This is a genomic window from Pseudomonas sp. 21LCFQ010, from assembly GCF_024129905.1.
Lineage (GTDB): Bacteria > Pseudomonadota > Gammaproteobacteria > Pseudomonadales > Pseudomonadaceae > Aquipseudomonas.
Genome location: NZ_JAMYDZ010000023.1, coordinates 59,875 through 82,600 on the forward strand (window position 1 = coordinate 59,875; position 22,726 = coordinate 82,600).

The 22,726-nt window shown below is 58.3% G+C and carries 20 protein-coding genes and 1 tRNA gene; 12 read left to right on the plus strand and 9 right to left on the minus strand.

Annotated elements, in window-relative coordinates:
- Positions 1-149 precede the first annotated feature (149 nt).
- A complete protein-coding gene (locus NJC38_RS22235) occupies positions 150-1,148 on the minus strand; it encodes a hypothetical protein (RefSeq protein WP_253117130.1) in 999 nt (332 codons plus the stop codon).
- 433 nt (positions 1,149-1,581) lie between these two features.
- Here NJC38_RS22235 and NJC38_RS22240 point away from each other — a divergent pair, with 433 nt between their 5' ends.
- The 5 genes from NJC38_RS22240 (at position 1,582) to NJC38_RS22260 (ending at position 4,409) form a co-directional block, all read left to right on the plus strand.
- A complete protein-coding gene (locus NJC38_RS22240) occupies positions 1,582-1,773 on the plus strand; it encodes a hypothetical protein (protein WP_253117131.1) in 192 nt (63 codons plus the stop codon).
- Between the two features lie 121 nt (positions 1,774-1,894).
- Positions 1,895-2,062, plus strand: a complete 168-nt coding sequence (locus NJC38_RS22245; RefSeq protein WP_253110438.1) for a hypothetical protein — start codon at positions 1,895-1,897, stop codon at positions 2,060-2,062.
- A gap of 41 nt (positions 2,063-2,103) precedes the next feature.
- Entirely contained in the window at positions 2,104-2,394 is a 291-nt protein-coding gene (locus NJC38_RS22250) for an XRE family transcriptional regulator (protein WP_253117132.1), read from the plus strand.
- 101 nt (positions 2,395-2,495) lie between these two features.
- Entirely contained in the window at positions 2,496-3,677 is a 1,182-nt protein-coding gene (locus NJC38_RS22255) for a Fic family protein (protein ID WP_253117133.1), read from the plus strand.
- A gap of 369 nt (positions 3,678-4,046) precedes the next feature.
- The gene (locus NJC38_RS22260; RefSeq protein WP_253117134.1) at positions 4,047-4,409 is read left to right on the plus strand and encodes a hypothetical protein; all 363 of its coding nucleotides are present in this window, start codon (positions 4,047-4,049) and stop codon (positions 4,407-4,409) included.
- Positions 4,410-4,419: 10 nt separating this feature from the next.
- Here the strand turns inward: NJC38_RS22260 and NJC38_RS22265 are convergent, their stop codons facing one another.
- Entirely contained in the window at positions 4,420-5,361 is a 942-nt protein-coding gene (locus NJC38_RS22265) for a hypothetical protein (RefSeq protein ID WP_253117135.1), read from the minus strand.
- 1,087 nt (positions 5,362-6,448) lie between these two features.
- Here NJC38_RS22265 and NJC38_RS22270 point away from each other — a divergent pair.
- The 3 genes from NJC38_RS22270 to NJC38_RS22280 all read left to right on the plus strand — a co-directional run bounded on the left by NJC38_RS22270 (position 6,449) and on the right by NJC38_RS22280 (position 11,235).
- A complete protein-coding gene (locus NJC38_RS22270; RefSeq protein WP_253117136.1) occupies positions 6,449-6,859 on the plus strand; it encodes a DUF2946 domain-containing protein in 411 nt (136 codons plus the stop codon).
- 66 nt (positions 6,860-6,925) lie between these two features.
- Positions 6,926-9,085, plus strand: a complete 2,160-nt coding sequence (locus NJC38_RS22275) for a TonB-dependent receptor (protein WP_253117137.1) — start codon at positions 6,926-6,928, stop codon at positions 9,083-9,085.
- Between the two features lie 59 nt (positions 9,086-9,144).
- Positions 9,145-11,235 (plus strand): TonB-dependent receptor, encoded by a 2,091-nt coding sequence (locus NJC38_RS22280; protein WP_253117138.1) that lies wholly within the window; start codon positions 9,145-9,147, stop codon positions 11,233-11,235.
- A gap of 86 nt (positions 11,236-11,321) precedes the next feature.
- Here the strand turns inward: NJC38_RS22280 and NJC38_RS22285 are convergent, their stop codons facing one another.
- Positions 11,322-11,870, minus strand: a complete 549-nt coding sequence (locus NJC38_RS22285) for a cysteine hydrolase family protein (RefSeq protein ID WP_253117139.1) — start codon at positions 11,868-11,870, stop codon at positions 11,322-11,324.
- A 260-nt stretch (positions 11,871-12,130) separates the two neighbouring features.
- Between NJC38_RS22285 and NJC38_RS22290 the strand changes: the two genes are divergently transcribed.
- Positions 12,131-13,117, plus strand: coding sequence for a helix-turn-helix domain-containing protein (locus tag NJC38_RS22290; RefSeq protein WP_253117140.1), 987 nt, complete (start codon positions 12,131-12,133; stop codon positions 13,115-13,117).
- A 314-nt stretch (positions 13,118-13,431) separates the two neighbouring features.
- Here the strand turns inward: NJC38_RS22290 and NJC38_RS22295 are convergent.
- The 6 genes from NJC38_RS22295 to modA form a co-directional block, all read right to left on the minus strand.
- Positions 13,432-13,517, minus strand: a tRNA-Leu gene (locus NJC38_RS22295).
- A 162-nt stretch (positions 13,518-13,679) separates the two neighbouring features.
- A complete protein-coding gene (locus tag NJC38_RS22300) occupies positions 13,680-14,279 on the minus strand; it encodes a hypothetical protein (RefSeq protein ID WP_253117141.1) in 600 nt (199 codons plus the stop codon).
- A gap of 171 nt (positions 14,280-14,450) precedes the next feature.
- On the minus strand, positions 14,451-16,658 hold the full coding sequence (locus NJC38_RS22305) for a TonB-dependent siderophore receptor (RefSeq protein WP_253117142.1): 2,208 nt from the start codon (positions 16,656-16,658) through the stop codon (positions 14,451-14,453).
- Positions 16,659-16,928: 270 nt separating this feature from the next.
- Positions 16,929-18,017, minus strand: a complete 1,089-nt coding sequence (gene modC / locus NJC38_RS22310; RefSeq protein WP_253117143.1) for a molybdenum ABC transporter ATP-binding protein — start codon at positions 18,015-18,017, stop codon at positions 16,929-16,931.
- Between the two features lie 3 nt (positions 18,018-18,020).
- On the minus strand, positions 18,021-18,701 hold the full coding sequence (gene modB, locus NJC38_RS22315; protein WP_253117144.1) for a molybdate ABC transporter permease subunit: 681 nt from the start codon (positions 18,699-18,701) through the stop codon (positions 18,021-18,023).
- The gene (modA, locus tag NJC38_RS22320; RefSeq protein WP_253117167.1) at positions 18,702-19,403 is read right to left on the minus strand and encodes a molybdate ABC transporter substrate-binding protein; all 702 of its coding nucleotides are present in this window, start codon (positions 19,401-19,403) and stop codon (positions 18,702-18,704) included.
- Positions 19,404-19,652: 249 nt separating this feature from the next.
- Between modA and NJC38_RS22325 the strand changes: the two genes are divergently transcribed.
- The 3 genes from NJC38_RS22325 to NJC38_RS22335 all read left to right on the plus strand — a co-directional run bounded on the left by NJC38_RS22325 (position 19,653) and on the right by NJC38_RS22335 (position 22,540).
- Positions 19,653-20,288, plus strand: coding sequence for a TetR/AcrR family transcriptional regulator (locus NJC38_RS22325; RefSeq protein WP_045490658.1), 636 nt, complete (start codon positions 19,653-19,655; stop codon positions 20,286-20,288).
- Positions 20,289-20,331: 43 nt separating this feature from the next.
- Positions 20,332-21,327, plus strand: coding sequence for an MDR family oxidoreductase (locus NJC38_RS22330; RefSeq protein WP_253117145.1), 996 nt, complete (start codon positions 20,332-20,334; stop codon positions 21,325-21,327).
- Between the two features lie 334 nt (positions 21,328-21,661).
- On the plus strand, positions 21,662-22,540 hold the full coding sequence (locus NJC38_RS22335) for a tyrosine-type recombinase/integrase (RefSeq protein WP_084710255.1): 879 nt from the start codon (positions 21,662-21,664) through the stop codon (positions 22,538-22,540).
- Positions 22,541-22,726 lie beyond the last annotated feature (186 nt).

The window sequence follows — 22,726 nt, forward strand, 5'->3', positions numbered from 1 at the left end:
CCGTTCTCTGTCTGTCGCCCTTGAGAACTATGACTCGAAACCTGCAGGTCCTACTACCAAGTTCGCCGCTCAATACCGGGAAACGACAGGCCAAGCCGAACGCAGACCTGTAGCCCAGCCAATAGCATCACTTGGGCGCTGCCCAGCCTCTAAAAGCCGCCAGCATTCCGCCCCATCACCGCCGCACTGATTTGCATCACCTGCGCATCGCTAGCCCCATCACGATCCCTTATCCATCTCAATAGATGATCCAGATTGAACACCATGCTGTCGCTCGGGACCGGCGTGAGAACCGGTGTGCCGTCTCCACTCAGGTTTAGCAGCCACCGCCGATGCTGAATAACCGCTGAGGCGACCTTGTCGGCAATCTGGTTGGCCATCGAGACATCAAACTCCACCGGCTTGGCTTGCGCTTCGACCAGCGACCGTCTGCAGCGTGAGACGTAGTTCTGAACCAGCTCGCGGCATTCTTCCCGGACGTAGACGGTCAGGCCCGGTTCATTGATCTGGCTGTCCAGGTCGCTCAGCCAGGCGCTTAACGCCGTTGCATTTTTGGCGGGTGCGATCAGGCAGAGCCGCAGGATATCTGCCGAATTGATTGCCTGGTAATCACGCTTGCCGAACCGCAGGGTTAGCCTGGATCGTGTATTGAGCAGGCCCAGCATCGAGCGAGTATTCCTGAAGTCCAGCGCCCGAGCTACGTCGATGGCCACGTACCACTTGGTCGCGCCGATCTGCTTGAATCTGAAGCTGCTACCGGCATAGCTCAGGTGCATGTCGTAACTTGACCGTCTGGTCTCGGCGTATTCGCCCCAGGTACTCCAGAGCCGTGGGATAGCTTCAGTCCTGAGCCTTTTAAAATGAGCGCGTGTGGTTCGGTGTTTGCACGCTGGCTTCAAATGTTCAAGCCATTGCCCAAACTGTGCCAGTGGCAAGCACGGTTCGGCGCTGGTGTCGTCTGTCAGCAGGTTTGAAACGCAAGGGCGCAAGGCAGCGCTGATATAGGCGTCGCACCAGACCAACCCCAACGCACTGGCGACAGCAGGCAATGATAGGTAGGGCGCGTTTTGGTGATCGATCAGCGCCAATCTGGAGAACTGGCAGTCAATGTCCGTTGGAATTATTTTGCACCGTCCTGGCATATTCATGACGTCCTTTCAGATGGGGCGGGCGTTTTTATGTTGGCTTTGTCATCACCTGGACCCGACTCTAATCCGTGCGCTTGAGTCGTTAAAGATGCCGTGACGGCGGGTCAGACTTCGTTTGGATTCTCCAGCCCCAAAAAACCGCAGCAGTGGTCGCGTCTTAATGGCTTGATTCGCCGGGATATTTTCAAACGTCTTATGAACAGGACCGATAAATCCGAATAGGCTGTGAGAAAATTCAACTCGGCATGCATGAATAAACCTGCGCATTTATCAGGCTGCTCTGACGGCTGTTGTAGTCGATGCTGAAGGCTTCGAACGACGCTATAGATGACGTGGAGCGGCAAAATATACCTTGCAATCCGTACCCAAAAGGTACAATATGTCTCTCAAGGGCGGCACAGAAGGTGCAACCCGTAACCCGAAAGGAGGCTGAATGCAGAGCGAGAAGGAGGAGCTGGAGCTTGAGAAACTTCAAGCCGAAGTTCACAAGTTGGCAGCTGAGACGCGAAAGCTGATCGCAGAGGCCAACAAGCTGAAGCGGGAGACATTGTTTTACCCGTTCGTGGCGGCAGGAGGGATAGTTACCGTGATCGTTACCGCCGCCGCCTTCATCCATAAGATCTAAGCACCGGCCCCGAGCAATCGGGGCCACCGCCTGGCGGGGCTTGAGATTTTAGCGGTTTGCAGCGAAAGTATATGCACAGGGTCATGCAGCAGGCACGACCCGCCACCCAGTGAGGAAGACCATGAGCCACGATCAAGTCATCAAGCAGATGCGCGCAGATCTTGAGCAGTTGGGCAATGAAGTCCGCAACGGCACCCAGCATCAGACCCGCAATATGCTGATTTCAGCCGGCTCCGGCGCAGTGTTCGCGCTGGCCGTATTCTGGATCGCGACCCGATTCATCGCCTGACCGCCCAGCCCCGGTTCGTGCCGGGGCTTTCGGATATTCTCATGAAACGTATAAAGCATTACGACCCGCCGTCTGCGGGTGATTTGGCGCGCCTGAAAGACGATCTTGGTTTTACCAGCCCTCAGATGGCTGACCTTTCCGGGCTGGCTCAAGGCGCGCAATGGCGCAAGTACACAGGCGGTGCTGAGCCCCGCGCGCTAGGCATGCACATGCACTTCTACATGGCGGCGCTGCTGACCCTGGATGAAGCCAGCCTGGCGCGCGTGGTTGAGTGCATGCGTGAGCAGGGTGCCGAGGTTGATTTGGGGCCGCTGCCCGCTGGCCCGCAGTAGTGGCTTGGCCTGCCAGTCACAAACCCGCAAGGCTCCTGTTGCCCATCCATACCGTTGCCTTCCCTTTAAATACAAGCCTATAGCAGCTAGAGACTCGGTAAATGGCTCTTACTCCCTTCATTTCTCAAGATTCAGCTCCAGGCGATCTGCAGGACGCAGTGATCGAGCTCTTGCGTCTTGACTCTGCGCTGAACGTCAATATTCCTCAGCCGCTGCGGCTGCCAATGATTCATCTGTTGCGCCAGGTGAACTCGTTCTACAGCAACAGAATTGAAGGGAACCCAACGCTGCCTGCAGACGTTTTGCGTGCTCAGGAAATCCCGGCGGGGGAGACGCCTGCTGAGGATCTCCTGGAGATTAAACGTCACATTGAAGCCCAGCTTCGACTGGCCAGTGATCCAATTGATGTGGTTGCAATCTGTACCCGTGAGTCGATCACTCGGATGCACAGCGAGTTTTACGTGGGTATGCCCGATGAGCACATGAATATTAAGCTCAACGACCAAGGTGAGACCGTTCGCCTTGTGCCGGGCGAGTTTCGCACCCGTGGCGTGAGGGTGGGAGAGCACGTCCCGCCGTCCGCTGAGGACATGGGGGGGTATCTGAGTTGGTTCGAGCGTGCATACCGGCTCGATTGGCTGCATGGATTGAATCGGGTTTTGGCTGCTGCAGGTGCTCATCACCGGTTGATGTGGATCCATCCATTTATGGACGGCAACGGCCGCACCGGCCGCCTGTTCACCGATCAATACCTGCGTGCCGCTGGTTTGGGTGGTTATGGCCTCTGGACGATCAGCCGTGGTTTTGGCCGGGACGTCGAGTCTTACTATGCCGCGCTTAAAGCCGCTGACCACATCCGCAAAGGTGATCTTGACGGCCGTGGTGAACTTTCTGACGGTGGTTTGCTTACGTTCACCAGGTACTTCGTTAATACGGCGCTGGAGCAGGTGCGTTATTTCAGCTCGCTCCTGGAACCCCGGATGCTCAGCAAGCGAATAGACTACTACTTCGAAATGCGTATGCGCGGTGCGTTTCCGACAGCCAATGGTGAAGACTTACCCATTCTGCGCATTGAGGCTCGGGACGTTTATCGCGACCTGCTGTACAACGGCCCGATGCACCGTTCGGATATCCAGGCCAAGTTAGGCATGAGCGAGCGAACCACACGTAATTTGCTTAGCCAGATGGCGTCTGAGGGGTTGATCAGCCTGGACGGGCGTAAGCCAGTAGCACTGAAACTCTCCAGGCACTCCATCGAGTTCCTGTTCCCGGCGCTGTTCTGACATACATAAACTTTCAGCAGCCTCATCATTCAAATGGCAGCTCGAAGGCAGCCATTTCAGCTCAAAAAAGCGTTCCAGAACCGCGAATCAGCCCCCCGTATCCATTGGGTTTCGAGGTTGCCGTGCCTACCCCGGTTCGGGAACCCAAGCACGCTGGGAAGCCCGGAAATCAAGGGTTCACATCGAGGATTGCAAATCCGTTAACGCCGGTTCGATTCCGACCTCGGCCTCCACATTCGAAAGCCCCGTAGATTAACGTCTACGGGGCTTTTTTGTTCGTCTACCGGATTTTTAAAATCGTGCATTTGGGGCAAATTTGGGACGCCGCAAAAAATTGCATGTCCCAGTGCCCACGGCAAAATCCGGTGCATGGCTACTTTCGAACAGCGCCCTAATGGCGTTCGCGCCCTGAGCGCTGGCGACGGGCTCGACTACCGCAAACTCACCACCGAACTGATCACCCAGGCCCGCCTCGACGCCGGGCTGGCGCTGCTGGCCGACGACGATGACGATGATTCACCGCTGCCCGTCGGCTTCTCGGCCGCCGCACTCCACGCCTTCGTCCTGATCCGCATCCTACCTACACAATGCACCGAGATGATCGCTTATCGACGTTGCGCCTTATTGTCTTCAACAGTTGAAGTCATCCGTCGTAATGCCCGTACCCGCGGGCCTTTTTCCGTCCGGGCATGCCCACACGCGAGCTCAGCAGGGTGTTACTTGAAGACTTGAAGCTGCTTGCTCAAAACGGCGGTGACTCAGAGTAAGTCTGTTTTGTGAATGCCTCATCGAAGTGATTTTGGGTGGCTTGTTCAATTTCAAAATCCATGGGGTTATTGAGGGTTGAGTCGATGGTTGAGTTGTGACTGGCAAACCACTTGTATGCGATGGGTATGGCTGACCAATTTGTCGTAGAGAAAAATTTTTTCCGGGCATCAATGGCTTGATCTTTGAGCGCTCTGTTGATGTCCCGAGTAAATTCTGCCACTTCACGCTCGAGCTCTACGAGCAAGGTGGGTTGAAGGATGGATATACCTTTTTTGTAGTTTTCGGCAGCCTCGGCCAAAGTGTTATGAACTGTTTTTTTCTTTAAGGCAAATGTGTCAAGCATACTTTTCGCAGTATCACAGTAAAGCGTTATGTTCGCTGAGGTTATGCATGGAGTATTTGATGTGTTTGAAAACGTATGGTGGTGCATGTTTCGATGCACTTGGTCAATGACTTTATCAGGGCCAAGGTTGATGGGCTGTGGTAGCCAACGAGTGTCCCGACAAAAACTAACGCATCTTGAGTACAGCTCATTCATGATTGGGTCGTATGTGCCGAGTCTCTCGCACGTACTGGTGAAACCCTTGGCGAGACCTAAATTGTTCATGTGGGCGGCATCCATGCTGTCCCACCCTGTCGCGCTTAAATCGTCTGGCTGAACCGAGTCTTTCTCAAATGGGTTGCCAGTCTTCAGCCGGGCACCCGTATCAACCTGATGGGTGGCGTGATCTACGATGGCTGAATTAGGATCGATGAATTCGCCGTGAACCTCTGCCAGATAATCACAGGCAATTTTGATATGAAAGCAGAACATAAAATAATAACGCATGCGGTCTGCAGAGTGTCTTAGCAGAAGCATGTTCAGCGCGCCGCTTTCCATAGGAGCCGTAGGTGAACGATCTGACATCTGTCGCATATTTTTCTTCCGCTGAATGAGCATGGATATGAGCGCGTGCCTTCAGCAAGGCTATGTCAGCCGCTATTGGAGCGTCAATTTTTCTCCAAGGGTTCGTTGTGCTGGCGCTTTACAGCTCTGGCAGCGCTGGCTCAAGTCGGCATCGCCGGGTCTGGCGACACAAAATTGCTCCGTAACCACACTCAGTATCAGAAGCGTACACTGAGGAATTTAGTCAAACGTTTGTCCAGCTCATTTATCAAAGGTCGTTGTGCCTATGCCATAACAGCTTTACGATTTTCTAACCTGTCCCGCGTTTATTTTATCTGCTCTCAACTTGTCGAGAGGCAGCCAATAACCGCAGAAACGCGTTCCCATCAAAAGTTTTCGGATATCTAGCATCCTGCGGACGGAAGATCGGCTATCGAACAAACTTTTCTTGCGCAGGGTAAAGACGTACGGCGATGTGCAGTACGCCAGCGGGCTTTGGAAAAGCATAAGAAAGGCAGGCAATGTTCAGGGAGAATTTCAGTTTTTGGTCACGCCGGACGAATCGATATTTGAAGGCTCTTTTATCGGTTCGTCCTACGTACATGTGATGCTGCACACCTCTAATCCGCCGCTTCAATCTTTCCCTGATGCCTCATCAGGCCAAAGAGGTCCTAGGACTACTGCCTCTGAGACTAGGCTTGAGGCTTTCCAGTCGAGGATCGCACGGGCACGACAAGGGGGCTGGCAGAGTTGGCGACCAATCCCTCTTGGGATTTGCCATGGGCATACGACAAAATAACTAGCCGGGGGCAAGCGAAGTGCCGCTTCGGCAGGACCCCGGAAATGGGCTGCGTATCGATTCCGACCTCGGCCTCCACATTCGAAAGCCCCGTAGACTAACGTTTACGGGGCTGTCTGGTTATCCAGTCGAACAGGCGTCGGGGCTGTTGGTGAAATACCCCGTGTATTGCTTAAAAATCTCCAGCCGTTGTGCAGATTCTTCTTCCTCTAGAACGCCATGGCGCAAGATCGCATCGACACGCTTAACGCAAGACCCTGTCAATTTGCCGCATCAACCCGCTGCAACTTTTTCTCATCCAGTGATAAAGTCGCCGCCATGAAAATGACCCGCACAGACCGAACCCTGATTGCATGGATGCTTTACGCCAGCGTTCTGTTCAGTCTGTTCGCCTGCAGCATCCACCACGGCCAGATGGCCGGGTTGGCGCTGAGTGGTTTGAGCGGTGGTTACTGCGCTATGGACGCCAGCGGCGGCATGGGGCAGGGCAGTGACGATGCAGGCCAGATGCAGAATGCTGCGGCGCAGTTTTCCTGCCCGCTGTGTTCTACCTCCGGCATGGCCCTGGCGATCAGTTCCATGGGCTGGCAAGTTCCGGTCATGGCGCAAGGAGCGCTGTCGCCGGTCGTACTGCGCAGTTGGGCCCAGCCACCGCCGCGCTATCTATGGCCCTCACTCAACCCCCGCGCTTCCCCCTCTTTTTTCCCCGCAGTGAATCCAACCGTCTGATTCCGTCAGGCTGCGCGCTTTTGCAGTCGGAATCGGCTTCACTTGTTCGCGTGGAAACCGTTGCACATGAAAATTCGAAACACCTCACTGGTGCTGCTGTTGGGCACCTGCAATTTGTCTTGGGCGCAGGATGCGGCGCTGCAAATCGACCCCCTGACGATCCAGGCCGATCAGGAGCCGCCATCCGGTCTGAGCCTCGACCAGCCGATCAAGACCGCAAGCCAGCTTGGCCTGAGCGCGCGCGAAACGCCCGCCTCGGTGAGCGTGGCCGACCGGCAGGTCATAGAGGCTCGTGGTGCCAGGGACACTCAGGACATCATCAACGGCATGACCGGTGTAAACGCCTCGGCTAACCCCGGCTATGGCGGCTTTGTGGCTTATCGGGGCTTTACCCAGAATCAGGTCACGCAGCTCTACAACGGCATCAATCTGGGTTACAGCAGCGCGACACGCCCGGTGGATGCCTGGTTGGTCGACCGGGTGGAACTGATCGGCGGCCCTTCGAGTTTCCTGTCGGGGGCCGGCGCCGTTGGCGGATCGATCAACACCATCAGCAAACTGGCCAGCCGCGATGCGCAGTTGTTTGAAGGCCGGTTGCGTTACGGCAGCTTCGATGAGTCGGAAGTCGCGCTGGGCTTCAATCAGGCATTGGGGCGGCCGGGCGCTGATGCCGGGCACTATCTGCGCATGGACTTCAGCCGCGGTGGCAGTAATGGCTATATCGATCGCAATAAACGCGAAACCAATAGTTTTGCGCTGTCCCTGCTCAGTGATCTGAGCCCCGACCTCAGCCATACCCTGGCGCTTGAGTACCTCCAAGACCAGGAAGACAGTCCTTACTGGGGCTCACCGATTCTCAACCCGGTTGGCAGCACCATGAAGATCGACAAGCGCCGCCGTTTCGAGAATTACAACTCGGCCGATGGCCGTTATGAGCAACGGGTGCGTTGGCTGCGCTCGATCCTCGACTACCGGCTGACAGCAGACACCAGCCTGCAGAACACGCTGTATCACTACGACGCGCAACGCGACTACCGCAACCTGGAGAACTACCGCTACAACGCCAGCAATACCCAGGTCATTCGGTCGGCTCCCTACCTGCAGCGCCATGAGCAACAGGTCTTGGGTAACCGCCTGCAATTGCGCCACGACCAGGCGTTGCTCGGCCTGCCGAGCCAGTGGGCAATGGGCCTGGATTATTCGGTGATGCGTCAGGATGTCTACCCTACCAGCGGCTCAGCCTCCGATAGCGTCGATCCGGATCAGTTCGATGCCGGCAGTTTCTACGCGATTGCAGGCATGGGCGCAGGGCTCAAGAAGCAGCGCAAACACGAAATCAGTACGCGATCGCTGTTTGTCGAAAACCGCCTCGAACTGACCGAAAAACTGGCGCTGCTCACTGGCCTGCGCTACGACCATCTGGACATGGAGGTCACCAACTATGGCGCCGTCTCGGCCACCAGCCCGGCCTGGTTCGAGCGTCGCTGGGAACCGCTCAGCGGCCGGGTAGGGCTGTTATATGCCTTCAGTCCCAGCGCCAATGTGTACCTGCAATACAGCACCAGCGCTGACTTGCCGGCCGGATCACTGGCCGCCGCCACCTATTCCAATGTCGGCTTGTTCGACCTGTCAAAGGGCGAGCAATGGGAGTTGGGCAGCAAGTTTGATTTCCTCGACGGGCGAGGCTCGGCAACGGCGGCGTTGTATCAGATCGTGCGCCGGGATTTTGCCGTGCGCGACTCGGTCAACCCCAACCTGACCGTACAGGCCGGACAGCAAACCTCACGCGGTATCGAACTGGCAGGCAAGCTGCAAATCACGCCGCAGTTGCTGGCAGAAGCCAATTACACCTACGTGGATGCCAAATACGATGAATTCAACGAAGCGGCAGGTGGCGTTTCGGTTTCCCGCAAGGGCAATAACCCGATCAATGTCCCGGACAGCGTTGCCAACCTGTGGCTGACCTGGAGCCTTGATGAAGACTGGCAGGTCGGTGCCGACAGTCGCTATGTAGCCTCGGTGTATGCCGATAACGCCAATACCCTCAAGGCTCCGGCCTACACGCTGTTCGGCGCGTTTGTGCGTTATCGGCTGGACCGGCAGACCAGCGTCACCGCACGGCTGCGCAACCTGACTGACGAGGTCTACGCCAAGCAGGCTTATTCAAGCCAGTACTACATGGGCGCGCCACGAACCTTCGATGTGACCCTGGACGTACGTTTCTGATCGCCTGCCGCCCGGCAGGTGTCGGGTTGGCTACAGCTGCATTTCTCAAGGACTTTACAATGCCTGTCTACGCTTCTGAATACACGCTCAACACCCGCTTGCGTCTGTTTGATGTGCGCAGTCGCCCGCTGCTGATATCCGCTCTGTTCGCCCTGTCACCCTTGAATCAGGCGCTGGCTGATGCCTCGACTGCCGGCGCGTCACTGGTCACCCTCGGCGCCGTGACGGTGACCGGTGATCAGGCCGGCCCGCTGGCCAGTCGCAGCATCCTCAGCTCGGTGGATGTGGTCGGTGCCGACCTTCTGGAAAAGCAACCCGTGCAATACAGCTGGGAGCTGTTCAACAAGGTGCCGGGGGTGATGCTCACTCAATTCAACCAGGGCACGACATCAGGCAAATTGTCGTTCCGTGGTTTCAATGGTGAGGGCGAGGTCAACGCGGTCAAGCTGTTGATCGACGGCATCCCGAGCAACACCAACGACGGCAATATGCCGTTTATCGACATGATTTTTCCGCTGGAAATCGACAGTATCGAAGTGGTGCGCGGCACCAACGACCCGCGCTACGGCCTGCACAACATTGCCGGCAACGCCACGATCAACACCCGCCAGGGCGGCAACGACGGCAAGTTGCGTGTGCGCTACGGCAGTTTCGACACCCGTGAGCTGCAACTGGTAAAGGGCATCGAGTCCGGTAATTGGAGCCAGAACTACGCCATCAGCTATCAGGGCAGTAATGGCTATCGCAGCCATGCCGATGCCGAACGCATGAGCTTTGCCGGCAAGTGGTTTTACACCGCTGATGACGGTGCCTGGCGTGCGGGCCTGATTGCCCGGCATTACAAGGTCGATGCCGACGAGGCCGGTTACCTGAGCAGGGCCGACAGCCGCGACCGGCCGCGCCAGTCCTATGCCAATAACGCCACCGACACCGGCAAGCGGGAAATGAACCAGCTCAGCCTGCACCTGGATGCCAGCCTCACAGAAGACCTGAGCTGGGCAACCAAGGCCTATGTAAACACCTTCGAAGACCGCCGCTGGACGCAGTACTGGCGCACCAGTGCGCAGCAAGAGCGTTATAGCGATGAAACCCAGTACGGCGCCTTGAGCAGCCTGACCTGGCGGCCCCAGGTCGATGTGCTGCACGGCTTTGCCCTGGAAGGCGGGGCCGAGGTGCAGCGCCAGGAAAACCAAAGCCTGCGCTACCGCACCTTGCTGCGCAGCCGCACAGCGCAGACCCGTGATCAGCAGTTCGATCTCAACATTTATGCCGCTTATGTACAGGCGGTGATCGAGCCGATCGAATCACTGAAGATCATTCCGGCCTATCGGGTCGACAAACTCTACGGTGGCTACGTCAACGGCCTGAGCGGCGAGCATGCTGATGTCAACGACTATGGCTTGATTCGTCAGCCCAAGATCAGCGTGGTCTGGTCGCCGTGGGAGCAGGCCAGCCTGTACGCCAACTGGGGGCGCAGCTATCAGGTGGGCGTCGGTTCTGCGGCTTATCGTCTGGCGACTCAGGCCGATGACCTCAAGCCCTCGATCAACGACGGCTGGGAAACCGGCATCAAATTCCGCCCGGCGGCCTGGATCGACGGGCGTATTGCTTACTGGGAGCAGAAGGCCTCTGACGAAGTGCAGCGCAAACTCAACGACGCAGTAGGCGATGCCGAGAACGTCGGCCAGACCCTGCGTAAAGGCTGGGATGTGCAGGTCAATCTGTATCCCACCGAGACCACCAGCCTGTGGCTGGCGTACTCGCGGCAGTTCTCCGAGATCCTCAAGCCCAACCCGAACCTGCCGGCCAGCAAGGGGCAGGAAATGGACCATGTGCCGCATCATCTGTACTCCGCCGGCTCGACCTGGCAGGTCACCCCGCAACTGCAACTGTCGGCCTGGGCCAACGGCCAGAGTGATTACTACCTGGAGCGTACCAACAGCACCGGCACGTTCGGCGCCTACACCTTGTTCAACCTGGGCGCGAGCTACCAGATCACGCCAACTCTGAGTGTTGACCTGCAAGCCAAGAACATCACTGATCGCTACTACGAATACGCTTGGTACGACGACAGTGCTGGCGTTCGGCAGTCGCTGCACGCCCCGGGTGATGGTCGTTCGCTCTATGCCGGCCTGACGCTGGATTTCTGAACCTGTATGTCCACCGCGCGCTGCGCGGTGGACGACCATGATTCAGATGGCCGTAAACTTCATCTGTCAGACATCGGCACTCGCCATCACTGGGCCGCAAGGTAATCGTCCACAGATTTGACCCTGGCGTAACCGAACTCAAAGGCCGCCATCATTGCCGCGTGGGTTTGTGCTGCTGGCACGGTTACACCGCCAAAGGTCAGGTCCAGCGTGGCGCAGGCATCATGCAGCACGGTCACCGGATACCCCATGTCGGCGGCTGCGCGCACCACAGCATCGATGCACATGTGACTCATCGCACCGATGACCAGCACTTCCTGCACGTTGGCGGCGTCCAGTTGCTGTTTGAGATCCGTCTCTCTGAAGGCGTTGATGTGGTGTTTGACAATGACCGGTTCATCGCCTTCAGGGGCGACCGCCGACTGGATCTGCACGCCATTGGAGCCCTTGGCGAAGATGGGAGAGGCCTCATCCTTGGACTCGTGCCTTACGTGAAAAATCGCAATGCCGATATCACGTGCATGGCTGATGACCCGCCCGGCATTGGCGACAGCGGCTTCTATACCGGTCAAAGGCAACTTGCCGGTGGGCAGGTATTCGTTTTGCAGATCAACGACTATAAGGCCTTTTTTCATGAGCTGGCTCCGGCAGGATGGTCAGGGCGACGCTGTTGTCAGTGGCATCATTGTTGATCAGCCCCTTGGCGGTGCCCAGTGGCCTGAATGACATTAATCGATATAATCGGGCCAATCTGTCACCCGGCACGCCTGTGTAGAAGCGGCTTTAGCCGCAATACATTCACTTAGGTGCTTTATGCCTCGGTGGGAGCGCGCTTGCTCGCGAAGAGGCCGGTAAGGTCACAGCATCTGCTGCCAAGCATCGATGAGAGGAAAACATGCAATCGATCCGTGTTGCCGTTCTGGCATTTGATGGCGTGAGCCTGTTCCATCTCTCAGTGCCGGGAATCGTGCTGGGCACCGCTCAAAGTGCCGTGGGTGAAGCTGGCTACGAGGTCCGTTACTGCGCAGAGAAGCCAGGCATGGTGAATACCGATCAAGGCGTTGGCCTGGCGGTCGCTCATGGTCTGGAGCTGATGGAGACTTCTGAGGTCATTGTGATTCCGGCATGGAGCGATCAAGCGGTCGCAGCCTCGGCGGCGCTTGTCAGCGCGCTGCAACGTGCCGATACCGAAGGCAAGCTCATCATCGGACTCTGTCTTGGCGCCTTCCTGCTCGCAGAAGCCGGCCTGCTCGATGGCAAAGAAGCAACCACTCACTGGGCGTGGCGCGACGAGTTTGCGCGGCGTTTTCCTGAGGTTCGGTTCAGGCCCGAAGTGCTATATGTCAGTGCCGACAACATCCTGACCTCCGCAGGAACCGTGGCTGCAATTGACTGCTGCCTGCATTTGATCCGCCAGCGTCTGGGGGCCGATGTGGCTAACCGCACCGCGAAAATGCTGGTCACGCCGCCACACAGGCAGGGCGGCCAGGCGCAGTACGTTGAGCATCCTGTGCCGCAACTGCCCAGCGAGACTCATTTGTCTGACGTATTGGCCTGGGCGCGAACGAACCTGAGCAGTGATCTGTCACTCGATGCGTTGGCCGGGCGGGCGAGAATGAGCCGGCGCACCTTTACTCGCAAGTTCAGGGAGGCGACTGGCAGGACCGTTTCTAAATGGCTGAACGCCGAGCGGGTTGCCAGAGCGCAAGAGCTGCTGGAAACCACTGACTTGTCTATTGAGTGCGTGGCCGGTGACTCTGGCTTTGGAACGCCGTTATCACTGCGGCAGCAATTCGCTATTCATCTCGGTACGTCGCCTTCTGAGTATCGGCGTGCGTTTTTTCGCGAAATGCATCCGGGACGTGAGGTTAACGCCGGTTAGTCAGTAAACGGTTAGCGGGCGCTGGCCTTGACGAACGAGGCACGAATTTCAGGCAAAGAAAAGCCCGCGATGGGGGAGCGGGCTTAAAAGAACACACTTGGATTCGCAGTTACTGTAACCGGGGGGTTGTGAAAAACCTGTGAACGCGATGAGGCACTGAGCGATTATTTGGAGCAACGAGCTGGAAGATAGAGATTGGCAGAACGCCAGAGGGAGGGGGGTACTTCAGGAATTGCGGACCACTGCTGTTTTTGCGGACCAGAATCGGGAGGCTTGAAAAGCATCTAACCGGCCTGAAACCCTTGTGTTATCTATGGTGCCCCGAGCCGGGGTCGAACCGGCACGTCCAAAGAACGAGGGATTTTAAGTCCCTTGCGTCTACCAATTTCGCCATCGGGGCATAACGACAAGAGCAGGGAATATATACATCAAGGCCCTGCGAAGCAAGCCTGTCGGGTGCCGAGATGGCACAAGATGTTGCATTTCAGGCAAATTAAAAAATCTCGACAAATCATGGGCCTACAAAACAACGCTGAAATACGGCTTTAGCGTTCGGACGGTCTCACAGGCGTCTGAACGTGATCACCCACACCAGCGGGTTATCGCTCCAGGATTGCTCTCGGTGTGAAACCTGCCACCAACTGGCAAAGGCGATCACCGGCGTGGGACTGAGACCGGTGTGCGGGGCGGGCAAATGATTGGCGAAGTACACCTGAGTGCTGTCATTAACAGGGTAAAAACCTTCAGCCTGGGCCTGCTCATCGGTGATGTCGTGCAGTTGCTCGGTGCTGATACTGATGACTTCTACCAGGCCGCGTGAAGCTTGGCGGGGCATCGAGTGGCTGGGGCGGTGCCACCAGGCGGGATGGTCGGCGGGCGCTGCTGCGCTATTGAACGCCTCGGGAGGTGTGTGCTGATAGCTCTGCCCGGATTGCAGGGTCATGTCCACGAAGTGTTTGAGTTGACGATGCCTTGTCAGGCTGTATCTCGATTCCCAGAGGCCATAGGCGTAACAATCCTCTTTGAGCCACAAGCGTGTGCCGGGCGGCCCGTAGGGGCAGGCCGGTGGGGAGCGGGCGGTGATCGTGCGACGGGTGACCGTCTTTCTGTCTGCCAGAATGGCATCGACCATTGTTGTGCTGAATAAAATAGAGCGTTCCATGACAGTTAGCCTCACTGAATCGAATGTTCACCTCATTACAACACAGCCCAAGGCCAAGGCGAGGCCTGTCAATGAGCTTCAAGTACCTAACCGATGAAGCGTCGTCAGGAACGGCTCCGGCATTCAGTAAAGACAGCCGCAGCCCCGAATTATCGAGGCTGCGGCAATCATTTAGAACGAGTAGTTGGCCGACAGAATGGCGGCGCGCGAATCACCGTATTCGATGGCTGACGAACGCGCAGCAGTACCGTTCTGCTGACGCACGCGCTCTACATAATCTTCGTCGAACAGGTTGTTGACGTTGAGTTGCAGGTCGAAGTTCTTGTTGACCTGATAGGCCAGCATTGCGTTATGCACCCAGTAATCGTCCAGTTTGGCTGTAGTGCTGGAGCTGACGTTACGCTCGCTGACGTAGCGGGCACCGTAGCCGACAGTGAAGCCTGCTGGCAGTTTGTAGGTGGTCCACAGGTTGAGCGAGCGTGGCGGGGTGTTGCCCAGCGCCTGGCCTTCACGGGCGATACCGGCAGCGGTGTCGGCGGCCTTGAGGGTTTCGCTGCTGAGGATGGTGTAGTTGGCGAACACATCCCACTCTTTGCTGATGTGGCCAGTCACGCCGAACTCGATACCGTCTACACGCTGCTCGCCAGCCAGTTGCGTCGAGCCATCAGCCATGGTTTCCCGGGCGTTGCTCTTCTCGACGCGGAAAATGGCGGCATCGAGTTGCAGGCGCTTGTCGAGCAGTTCCCACTTGGTGCCCAGTTCCCAGGTTTCGTTCTTTTCCGGGTCCAGATTCTCGGTGGTGGCGCTCAGGCCGCCGCCGCTGGAGGCCAGGCTTTCAGCCGACGGGTTGAAAGAGTTTCCCCAGGCCAGGTAAATGCGACCGTTTTCGACGGGTTTGTAGACCAGGCCTGCACGGCTGCTGACTTTGTCGTCGCTCGATTTGAAGCGGCTGGTGCGGACCTTGGCGGGCGAGAAACCGTCGGCTTCGCCTTCAAAGTGATCGTAGCGCACGCCCAGGTTCAGGTCCCACTGCTCGTGCAGCGCGATGGTGTCGAAGGCATACAGCGCGTGGTTGGTCAGCTCGGTTTCGGTGTAGGCCGTAGTGGCCTTGGCGGTTGGGCCGGCCCAGTAGCCCGGCGGGTTGCTCAGCGAGTAACCGGCGGCCGGGTAGTTGCCAATGCCGTAGTTGTAGGTCTTCAGATCCAGCGTCTCGCGAGAGATCTCGGCACCGGTCACCAGGTCGTGGCGCATGCCCAGCAGGTTGAAGTTGCTGATCAGGTTGGTCTGGTTGATCCACATTTCGGTGCTGGCGTGGCGGCCATAGGCTTGCGGGCCGGCTGGCAGGTAGCGACCGGCAGGCAGCCCGGCAGTGTTGACGTGGGACGCCGAGACGGTGGTGTCACGGGTGATGTGACTGAACCGGGTCAGGTTCTGCAGGCGCAGATTGTCGTTGAAGTCGTGCTCGAAATTGGCGGTGAAGGCGTTCTGCTCGATCTTCTCTTTATCGAGGTTTCTCCAGCCGAAATAATCTTCACGGCTGACCCCGGCCAGCTTCTTGCCATCAAGCGCCGGCACGCCGTAGTCCGGGGTGTTGTCGTCGGTCTGGTGGAACGCGCTGAGGGTCAGGCGCGTGGAGTCGCTCAGGCCCAGGCGTAGCGACGGCGCGATGCCCCAGCGTTCACGCTCGATCACGTCGCGGCCGGCCACGTCATTCTTGTGGCCCATCAGGTTCAGGCGAAACGCGCTGTCGGTGCCCACCCCTTCCAGCGGCTGGTTGGTGTCGACAGTGGCGCGGTAGTAGCTGTCGGTGCCAAGACTGCCGCCCAGACGGGTGAAGGCACGATCCATTGGCTGCTTGCTGATGATGTTGATGCTGCCACCGGTGGTGCCGGCGCCGCCGAATACTGAGTTCGGGCCTTTGATGACCTCGACCTGATCGATGTTGAACGTATCGGTACGGCTGGTCTGGGCGCTGTCACGCAGGCCGTCGATCTGGATGTTGCTGTTGGCCGAGAAGCCGCGAATGTTGATGCTGTCGCCGGAACCGCCGCCGCCTTCACCGGCGTTGAAGGTGATGCCGGACACGTTGGACAGCACCTGGCGCAGGCTGAGGGCTTGCTGCTCCTGGATCACCTGGGCGGGAACCACGGTGATGGTCTGTGGGGTGTCGACCAGTTGCGTGGTGATCTTGCTGGACGCCGAACGTTCGGTCTTGTAAGCGCCTTCGCCGGCAGCATCGACATTGATGTTGTCCAGTTGGACAGCCTTGTCGCGGGGTTGCTCGGCCAGCGCGTGTCCGGCGCAGGAAGCAACAGCCAGGCCAAGGGCGGAGAGCATCAGCGGGTTGGCTGAGCGGGTAGGGGTAAGCTTGCTAGTCATGAACAACGCTACCTTTGAGAATCCAAGTCGTGTTTTTTTGATAGTTATTTGCATTTCTGCGGCCGCGAATATTGCTGATAATCATTGTTATTTACAATAGTTTGTAATGAAATGTTTTCTGTGTAAGCTTTTCATTACAAATGAGCGGTTTTCCCGGCGCCGATCTGGCAAAGCAGAACGGACAGTTTCGGCAATCCCGCGGAGGGAGGCAGTCAAGCCCAGGCTCCGCGATGGCCAGAGCCTGACGACAAAATGTGCAGGAAAAGGCCGTCAGGCCAGTACGGCGACGCTCTTGATCTGCGCCCACAGCGGCTGACCGGGCTGCAGTTGCAGCAGGTCGCGGGAGTAGCGGGTGATCCGCGCCAGCAGCAAGGTGCCACCGGCATCAAGCTGGACCATGACATGCGCCGGGTGGTCCGCCGTGACCTCTTTGATCACCACCACCGGCAGGCGGTTGAGGATGCTGCTGTGTTCGTCGGGTTGCCGGGTCAGGCTCACGTCGCGGGCCTGCACCTTGAACCGCAGGCGGCTGCCGATCGCCTGCGGGGCATGGGCGATGCGCATTGTCTGGTTGCTGCCGGGCAGGTTCAGGGTCAGCAACTGGTAGTCAGAGTCATAACCGCTAGTTACGCCCTCAATCACTACCCCGGCATCCGCTTGCATGGCGATGGGCAAGTCAAGACGCGCCAGCGTTTGCTGCAACGGCCCGCTGGCGATGGCCTGGCCTTCGCTCATCAGTACCAGGTGGTCAGCCAGCCGCGCGACTTCGTCTTGAGAGTGGCTGACGTACAGCATCGGGATGCGCAGTTCGCTGTGCAGGCGCTCCAGATACGGCAGGATCTCCGCCTTGCGCTTGCCATCGAGCGCCGCCAGTGGCTCATCGAGCAGTAACAAGCGCGGGCTGGTCAACAGGGCGCGGGTAATCCCCACCCTTTGTCGTTCACCCCCAGACAGTTTGTCCGGTTGCCGATCCAGTAAGTGACCGATGCCCATCAGTTCGACTGCCTGGTCCATCTGCACGACGCGCTGCGTGGTCGCCACGCGTTTCTGGCCAAACTCCAGATTGCCGCGCACGCTCAAATGAGCGAACAGGCTGGCCTCCTGAAACACATAACCCAGCGCGCGTTTGTAGGTGGGCACGAAAGTGCGCCGTGCCGTGTCGTGCCAGACCTCGCCATTGACCTGGATGAACGCGCTGGCGGCCTGTTCCAGGCCGGCCACGCAACGCAGGCAGGTGGTCTTGCCCGAGCCTGAATGCCCGAACAGTGCGGTAACGCCCTGGCCAGGCAGGTCGAGGTCTACATCCAGGGCGAAGTTGCTAAACGCCAGCTTCAGGCGAATCTGCAAGCCGTCGCTCATCAATCAACTCCAGACGCTTTTGTTCTTGCCGCTGGAGTAAAGCGCCAACAGAACCAGGAAAGAAAACACCAGCATGATACCCGCCAGCCAGTGGGCCTGTTCATAAGCCATCGACTCGACATGATCGAAAATCTGTACCGACACGACACGGGTCTTGTCCGGAATATTACCGCCGATCATTAATACCACCCCGAACTCTCCGACCGTATGCGCGAATCCTAAAATTGCGCCCGTCAGGTAACCAGGTTTGGCCAGTGGCAGGATAACGTGAAAGAACGTGTCCCACGGCCCGGCGCGCAGCGTCGCGGCCACTTCCAGAGGGCGTTTGCCCATGGCTGAAAACGCATTCTGTAGCGGTTGCACGACAAAGGGCAGCGAATACACCACCGAGCCGGCCAGCAGACCGGCGAAACTGAAGGTCAGGGTGCCAAGCCCCAGGCTTTGGGTCAGTTGCCCGACATAGCCGTGCGGGCCCATCAGCAACAGCAGATAAAAGCCGATCACCGTGGGTGGCAGCACCAGAGGCAGGGCCACCACAGCACCGATCGGCCCCTTGAGCCACGAGCGGGTATGCGTCAGCCACAGTGCGATGGGCGTGCCGACCACCAGAAGAATCAGGGTGGTCAGCGAGGCCAGCTTGAAGGTCAGCCAGATCGCGCCCAGATCGCTGCTGTCTAATGGCATTTACAGCTCATATCCGAACGATTTGATCACCGCAGCGGCTTTCGGGCCTTTGAGGTACTCGACCAGTGCCTTGGCGGCGGCGTTGTCCCGGCCTTTGGTGAGGATCACCGCATCCTGTTTGATCGGCTCATGCAGGTTGGCCGGTACGATCCATGCCGAGCCGCTGCTCAGCTTGCCATCCTTGTAGATCTGCGACAGCGCGACGAAACCGATCTCGGCATTGCCGGTGGAAACGAACTGATAAGCCTGGGTGATGTTCTGGCCTTCGACCAGTTTGGCTTTGGTCGATTCGCTCAGGTCCAGCTTGGCCAGGACCTGGGTGGCCGCCAGGCCATAAGGAGCCGTTTTCGGGTTGGCGATGGACAGGTGTTGCCAGCTATTGGCCTTGAGAATATCGCCCTTGGCATCGACGTAACCTTCCTTGGCCGACCACAGTGCCAGGGTGCCGATTGCATAGGTGAAGCGCGAGCCTGTGACGATGTCGCCTTCTCGCTCAAGTTTTGCCGGGGTGCTGTCGTCGGCGGCCAGGAACACCTCGAACGGCGCGCCGTTTTTGATTTGGGTGTAGAACTGGCCGGTGGAACCGAAGGCCGCAACCAGCTTGTGCCCGGTGTCTTTTTCGAAATCCTTGGCGATCGCCTGGATCGGAGCGGTGAAGTTGGCGGCGATCGCTACCTGGACTTCATCGGCGTAGGCCGGCATCGCGCCCCAGACTACAGCGGCCACAGCAAAGGACTTGAACGCGACGCGCAACGCAAATGCACTCATCAAACAGCTCCGGCAAAAAGTAGTGTGGGTGTGGCTCGAATCAGTTCAGGGTTTTCGCTATAAGCAGAAATATATAGCGATAACTCATAGGCAGGGAAGTGCTGATTTCAAAGTGACAGCTCAGCAAATGCTCTCGAAACAACCTGATTGACTTTTAAAACGCTCAGTCTAATATCTATTCTCATGAATGAACCCATCATCAAGCCCCGGCGTCCGGGGCGTCCGCCCAAGCTCGATCGCGATAATCTCGAAACCCGCGAGGTCTTGATCCGTCGCGGTCTTGAGGTGCTCACCGAGCAGGGCTTTACCGCCACGGGGCTGGACTTTCTGCTCAAGCAGGTCGCCATTCCCAAGGGCTCTTTCTATAACTACTTCCCCAGCAAGGAAGCGTTTGTCCTCGTGGTGCTTGAACACTACGCCGACTATTTCGCCCACCTGCTCGATCAGCACTTGCTCAACGATGCCTTGTCACCCCTGGAGCGGCTGGTCAGTTTTGTCCAGGCCGCCAAGGCCGGCATGGCGCGTCACGATTACCGGCGAGGCTGCATGGTCGGTAACCTCGGTCAGGAAATCAGCGTGCTGCCCGAGAGCTTCCGGCCGCTGCTGGAACAGATTCAACTGGATTGGCAGGCTCGCCTTGCGACGTGCCTGCGCAGTGCACAAACGGCCGGTGAGTTGCCGCGCAGTGCCAATTGCGACGAGCTGGCGGCGTTTTTCTGGATCGGCTGGGAAGGTGCGGTGCTGCGCGCCCGGCTGGTAAAAGGCGACGCACCCTTGAACACCTTCATTGCCGGGTTCCTGCGCGGCTTGCCGCAGTGACCCTTCGACGTATTTAAAACGTTCGGTCTAATTCGGAGGCGACATGGCAGATGAATCATTCAAAGGCATCCTGATCGACAAGGATGACACCGGCTACCACGTCAGCCTCCGCGAGCTGCATGAGCAGGCGTTGCCTGAGGGGGATGTGACGCTGCAGGTCTCCCATAGCACCCTGAACTATAAAGACGCCCTGGCCCTGACCGGCAGCAGTCCGATCATCAAGCGTTTCCCGATGGTGCCGGGTGTAGACCTTGCCGGTAGCGTGATTGCCAGCGACAGCCCGGACTTCAAGCCGGGCGACAAGGTGCTGCTCAATGGCTGGGGCGTCGGTGAAAGCCATTGGGGCGGTCTGGCTCAGCGTGCGCGGCTCAAGGGTGACTGGCTGATTGCATTGCCTGAGGCCTTCACCTGCGCTCAGGCGATGGCGATCGGTACCGCCGGCTATACCGCGATGCTCAGTGTGATTGCCCTGGAGAAACACGGCGTTAAACCCGCCGATGGTGAAGTGCTGGTCACCGGCGCCAACGGTGGCGTGGGCAGTTTCGCGGTGGCGCTGCTGGCCCGGCTGGGCTATCAGGTGGTGGCCTCCACAGGGCGGCCGCAAGAAAGCGACTATCTCCAGCAACTGGGCGCCGCCGCGATCATCGACCGCAACGAACTCAATCAGCCCGGGCTGCCGCTGCTCAAAGAGCGCTGGGCGGCGGTGATTGACTCGTTGGGCAGCCATACCCTGGTCAACGCCTGCGCCGCGACCCGTTATCGCGGCATCGTCGCGGCATGTGGTTTGGCCCAAGGCATGGATTTTCCCGGCAGCGTCGCACCGTTCATCTTGCGCGGCGTCACCCTGGCCGGTATCGACAGCGTCAATCGCCCCAAACAAGACCGGATCGAAGCCTGGTCACGGCTGGCCCGCGACCTGGACCCGGCGCTGCTGCCGCTGATCAGTCATGAAGTGGGCCTGAGCGAAGTCATCGACCTGGCGCCGCGGCTGATCGCCGGTGAAGTGCGTGGTCGGGTGGTGGTCGATGTGAATCGTTGAAAGTGCTAAACCCTTTTCCAGTGGGCGATCGCCCGCCGCCTCGGCGCCGCGCTGTCGCGCAGCAAACACGGAACCCCGTAGGACCGGCTTCAGCCGGGAAGCCTTCGCGGCTGAAGCCGCTCCTACGGTGTACTCCTTGCAAATCAAAAGGTTGTGGTCTTGTTTGACGAGCGTTGGCTTGCCAACGAATGCAGGCAAAGCAGCTTCCGTGACCTTGCAGGTGAGCGACATCCACCAGAAAACCATTGTGAAATAAAAGAAGACTTCAGCCGTGACCGACCAGCCTGCTACCTCCCTTGCGCTGCCTGACATCAGCAATCCGCTGCGTCTGTACATGGCACGCCTGGCTCCGTCGAGCCGGCAAACCATGCGCTACGTGCTGCAGGACGCTGCTGACCGGCTGGGGCTGACCGACGCCGACATCTTCGAAGTGCCCTGGCACACCTTGCAGCCAGGGCACATCACCGCCCTGGTAGCGACCCTGCGTGACGATGACTACGCGCCCAATACCACCTCGCTATACGTCAATGCCATTCGCGGGGTGATGAACGAAGCCTGGCGCCAGGACTTGATCAGCCATGATCAGTTGCTGAAAATCCGCTCGGTCAAACCCATGGCCGGCAGCCGCCTGAGCCGCGGCAGCAACATCCGCCGTAATCTGATTCGCGAGTTGATGGACGTCTGCGCCGCCGACCCGCGCCCGCAAGGTCGGCGCGATGCGGCGATTATCGCCATTTTGTACGGTTCCGGGATGCGCAAGTCAGAGTCGGTGAACATCGATCTTAACCAAGTGGACTTTGAGCAGCGTTGCCTGCGCGTGCAAGGCAAAGGCAACAAGCAACTGATCAAGTACGCCCCGGCCTGGGCCTTCGAGGCGCTGCAAGGCTGGCTGGCACTGCGCCGCGAGCAACTGCCGGCCGGCCAGGCAGACGACGCCTTTCTGTTCAACCGCATCCGCCGTGGCAGCCACATCACCCGCGAGCGCATCACCAAGCACGCCATTTACTTCATCGCCCGCCAGCGCGGTCGGCAGGTGGGCGTGAACATCATGCCCCACGACTTCCGGCGCTCGTTCATCACCCGGGTCATCGAAGAGTTCGACCTGTCCATCGCCCAGAAACTCGCCCACCACACCCACATCGCGACCACCGCCAGCTACGACATGCGCAGCGATAACGAGCGGCGGCGGGTGGTGGATCATCTGGAGCTGTAGTCTGGTTTTTTGCAGGCAAAAAAAAGACCACCGCACTCAAGGTGAGGTGGCCGAACAGATCTAACCAAAGGATGATGAATGGAGCACGCGCCCGCCGCCGGAGCTGGCGACGGGCCGTAAATCATCGGGACGCACGGTAGCATCCTCACGCGCGAAAGCATCATCGCTATTATCAATAGTGACTAT

Coding starts and splice junctions, on each gene's coding strand:
- NJC38_RS22255 (WP_253117133.1), top strand. CDS start 2,496: ATGGCTCTTACTCCCTTCATTTCTCAAGATTCAGCTCCAGGCGATCTG.
- NJC38_RS22275 (WP_253117137.1), top strand. CDS start 6,926: ATGAAAATTCGAAACACCTCACTGGTGCTGCTGTTGGGCACCTGCAAT.
- NJC38_RS22300 (WP_253117141.1), bottom strand. CDS start 14,279: ATGGAACGCTCTATTTTATTCAGCACAACAATGGTCGATGCCATTCTG.
- NJC38_RS22265 (WP_253117135.1), bottom strand. CDS start 5,361: ATGCGACAGATGTCAGATCGTTCACCTACGGCTCCTATGGAAAGCGGC.
- NJC38_RS22240 (WP_253117131.1), top strand. CDS start 1,582: ATGCAGAGCGAGAAGGAGGAGCTGGAGCTTGAGAAACTTCAAGCCGAA.
- NJC38_RS22325 (WP_045490658.1), top strand. CDS start 19,653: ATGAATGAACCCATCATCAAGCCCCGGCGTCCGGGGCGTCCGCCCAAG.
- modC (WP_253117143.1), bottom strand. CDS start 18,017: ATGAGCGACGGCTTGCAGATTCGCCTGAAGCTGGCGTTTAGCAACTTC.
- NJC38_RS22280 (WP_253117138.1), top strand. CDS start 9,145: ATGCCTGTCTACGCTTCTGAATACACGCTCAACACCCGCTTGCGTCTG.
- NJC38_RS22285 (WP_253117139.1), bottom strand. CDS start 11,870: ATGAAAAAAGGCCTTATAGTCGTTGATCTGCAAAACGAATACCTGCCC.
- NJC38_RS22330 (WP_253117145.1), top strand. CDS start 20,332: ATGGCAGATGAATCATTCAAAGGCATCCTGATCGACAAGGATGACACC.
- NJC38_RS22305 (WP_253117142.1), bottom strand. CDS start 16,658: ATGACTAGCAAGCTTACCCCTACCCGCTCAGCCAACCCGCTGATGCTC.
- NJC38_RS22245 (WP_253110438.1), top strand. CDS start 1,895: ATGAGCCACGATCAAGTCATCAAGCAGATGCGCGCAGATCTTGAGCAG.
- modB (WP_253117144.1), bottom strand. CDS start 18,701: ATGCCATTAGACAGCAGCGATCTGGGCGCGATCTGGCTGACCTTCAAG.
- NJC38_RS22250 (WP_253117132.1), top strand. CDS start 2,104: ATGAAACGTATAAAGCATTACGACCCGCCGTCTGCGGGTGATTTGGCG.
- NJC38_RS22270 (WP_253117136.1), top strand. CDS start 6,449: ATGAAAATGACCCGCACAGACCGAACCCTGATTGCATGGATGCTTTAC.
- NJC38_RS22260 (WP_253117134.1), top strand. CDS start 4,047: ATGGCTACTTTCGAACAGCGCCCTAATGGCGTTCGCGCCCTGAGCGCT.
- NJC38_RS22335 (WP_084710255.1), top strand. CDS start 21,662: ATGGCACGCCTGGCTCCGTCGAGCCGGCAAACCATGCGCTACGTGCTG.
- NJC38_RS22235 (WP_253117130.1), bottom strand. CDS start 1,148: ATGAATATGCCAGGACGGTGCAAAATAATTCCAACGGACATTGACTGC.
- modA (WP_253117167.1), bottom strand. CDS start 19,403: ATGCCGGCCTACGCCGATGAAGTCCAGGTAGCGATCGCCGCCAACTTC.
- NJC38_RS22290 (WP_253117140.1), top strand. CDS start 12,131: ATGCAATCGATCCGTGTTGCCGTTCTGGCATTTGATGGCGTGAGCCTG.